Here is a 3339-nt window from a genome sequence, read left to right as displayed (position 1 = left end):
AAAAAGCAAATAAAATTGTAGAATATATTCAAAAAATACACAAAATAAAGGCTATAAGTGGTATAATGTAGTTTGTAAAATCAATATTGATTTTAAATAGATTTTTTGGAGGTCAACATGAGAGAAAAGGTTTTATCAAGATTTTTAAATTATGTTTCAATTGACACACAGTCAGATCCTAATTCTACTACAACGCCGTCAACTGAAAAGCAGTTTGATTTGGCAAAGGTTTTAGTAAAGGAATTAGAAGAGATTGGATTGGAAGATGTTACATTAGATGATAATTGCTATATAATGGCAAAGCTTCCTGCTAATACAGAAGGAATAAGCCCAATTGGATTTATTTCACATATGGATACTAGCCCTGATATATCAGGAAAGGATATAAAGCCTAGAATTATAGAAAATTACGATGGAAAAGATATTGTCTTGAATGAAGAAAAGGGAATAGTTACATCTTTAAAAGACTATCCAGAAATCGCAAATTTTAAAGGACAGACAATCATAGTTACAGATGGAAATACACTACTTGGTGCAGATGATAAGGCTGGTATAGCAGAGATAGTTACAGGTGTTGAATATCTTAAGAATCATCCTGAAATCAAGCATGGAGATATAATGATAGGATTTACACCTGATGAAGAAATTGGTTGTGGAGCAGATCACTTTGATGTTAAAAAGTTCGGAGCAAAATATGCCTATACTTTTGATGGTGGAGAACTAGGAGAACTTGAGTATGAAAACTTTAATGCAGCTACTGCAGTAGTTACAATAGCAGGTAGAAATGTTCATCCAGGTTCTGCTAAGGATAAGATGATAAACTCAGTATATATGTCTGCAGAAGTTATGGATGCCTTCCCTAAGAGTGAAAGACCAGAAACCACAGAAGGTTATGAAGGATTTTACCATTTAAATGAAATTCATGGTAATGCAGAAACTACTACTATGATTTATATAATAAGAGATCACGATAGAGCTAAGTTTGAAGAAAGAAAAGAATTCTTCCAGAAACAGATAGATGAATTATCAAAGAAACATGATGGAAGAATATCAGTTGAAATAACAGATAGCTACTATAATATGAGAGAAATAATAGAAGATAATATGTTTGTTGCAGATCTTGCAGTAGAGGCAATGAAGGATATTGGTGTTGAACCTAATGTAATACCTATAAGAGGTGGAACAGACGGAGCTAGATTATCATTTATGGGACTTCCATGTCCAAACCTATTTGCAGGAGGAATTAACTTCCATGGAAGAAATGAATTAGTAAGTATAGAAGCTATGGAAGCAGGAGCAAAATTAATGGTTAGAATTGCTGAAAAATATGCAGAACAAGGATTATAAGTAATAGTATAATAATTTTTTAATAAGAACCCTAAGTTTTAAAGCTTGGGGTTTTTAATTTATTATTATGTAAGAAGATTTTAATATAATAAATATTAAATATACCTAAAAAAACTTTTATTTTATTTTAATTTAACAAAATATAAATAGGGATTTTAAAGAATAAATAATATAAATTTAAAAAGAGTGGGAAGCTTGCCTGCTCTTTTTATTTTTTTTATAAATAAACATTAAAAATTAAGAAATAGATTTATTAAATAAGCAAACGTTAGTATATGAAAAAAATCTATATGAAAGTATTTTTTATGTTAAAAAATAATGAAAAGTGATAATATAAAGTAGGCTTACGTATATAGAAAAACTATATTAAGTAAGAGGGGATATAGAAAAAATGATTAATTATATTATGAATGTAAACGAATAGGGGGATTAAAATGAAAAAGCAAGTGGCAGTATTAATGAGTACTGCAATTGCTGCTAATGCGATAGGAAATGTTGTTTCTATTGCAGATAGTAGTGTGGAAAGTAATAAAGAGGTTAGAACTTCAATTTATCCTGATTCACAAATGGTTGTGAAATCAGAAGAATTTATGAAAGATAAGAATAATTGGGATGGGCCAGATGTAATAGAAGATGATAACCTTAGATTTATGATAAATAGTAGATATAATAGAGAAGGTAGCGATGAAGAGTTGAGAAAGCTTCCTGTAACAAAGGAAATGGTTAAAAATCTGAGAATACTTTCTCCAGAACAATGAAAGCCTCATGATAATCATGAAGTGGACTTCATGCTCAAATCTTTAAAGGGATTAGAATATGCTGAGAACCTTGAGTGGCTATCTCTTGTTAATCAGCGAGAATCTTCTTTAGAACCATTAAAAAATTGTAAAAAATTAAGACATTTAGATATTAGAAGTAACGACAATGTAAAGGATATTTCTCCACTTTCAAATTTAGAAGATTTAGAAGAATTAGATATGAGATCTATAAAGTGTGGAAATATTGAAGCATTATCTAATTGTAAAAAATTAAGAAGTCTTATAGCATTTTCTTGTGGGATAAATGACTTAAAACCGTTGGAAAATTTGCTGAATTTAGAGTATTTAGAAATAGAATTTAATGAATTTGAAGATGTTAGTGCTTTGAAGAACTTGACTAATCTAAAATATTTAGATATATCAAAAATGGGAATGAAACATGATATTTTTGGTAATAAAAACCCGACAGTTAAGAGTATAGCAGCATTAGAAAAACTTGTTAACTTGGAATTCTTATCAATGTCTTCAAATGATATAAAAGACCTAACGCCTTTAAAAAATATGAGAAACCTAACTTATTTGGGTGCAAGCAACAATCTGATAGATGATTGGAATCCTATATACAATCTAGGAAACAAACTATTAACCGTACATTCCCAAGGAAATGATTCTGAGTATGATAGCAGCAAGATAGTAGCTAAAGCAGAAGATGGAAAAAGCGATCAAATATTTGATTTGTTGGAAGTAGTTAATCCAGAAAAGATAAAGGTTATAAATAAAAATGAGGCATTGTCAAAACTTCCGAAGAAAGTATCGGTGAAAATTAGAAAGCATGATGACAGTAAGCCGGTGTATACAGAGGGAATATATAATAAAGCTACTATAAGATATATAGTAAAAGATGAAGATGGAAAAATTGTAAGTACACCATTATCATTTAGCGCAAACACTATTGATTCAAAAGAATATGGATATATTAATTCAATATCAAATGATGGATATGTAGACTTTGTTGCAAATGGAATAGCAAAAGAAATGAAAGTAGATCTTAATTCAAATGATTATGAACTTGTGGGGAATTATAAGTTTAAAGAAAATACATGCACAGAAGGCTATCATATAGACTGGGTTGAAAAAAATGGTAAAATTGTAAAAATAGATCCATTAAAACCTAAAAATGGAACAACCTTTAATATTCCAGAAGATAAAAAAGATGTATTTGTATTAGTTGTAA

Annotated in this window: 3 protein-coding genes; all 3 read left to right on the top strand. The window is 29.3% G+C overall.

The window, feature by feature from the left end; all coding sequences use genetic code 11:
• The first annotated feature begins 117 nt into the window (after positions 1 to 117).
• The gene (gene pepT / locus BMY82_RS09280; protein ID WP_091976272.1) at positions 118 to 1347 is read left to right on the top strand and encodes a peptidase T; all 1230 of its coding nucleotides are present in this window, start codon (positions 118 to 120) and stop codon (positions 1345 to 1347) included.
• Between the two features lie 434 nt (positions 1348 to 1781).
• Complete coding sequence (locus tag BMY82_RS09275) at positions 1782 to 2105, top strand: hypothetical protein (protein WP_091976271.1); 324 nt, start codon at positions 1782 to 1784, stop codon at positions 2103 to 2105.
• A gap of 30 nt (positions 2106 to 2135) precedes the next feature.
• On the top strand, positions 2136 to 3339 hold a 1204-nt coding region (locus BMY82_RS09270), incomplete at its 3' end, for a leucine-rich repeat domain-containing protein (protein WP_144019738.1).

This window comes from Peptostreptococcus russellii, assembly GCF_900110295.1.
Classification (GTDB): domain Bacteria; phylum Bacillota; class Clostridia; order Peptostreptococcales; family Peptostreptococcaceae; genus Peptostreptococcus; species Peptostreptococcus russellii_A.
This window is presented reverse-complemented; position numbering and strand designations above follow the sequence as displayed.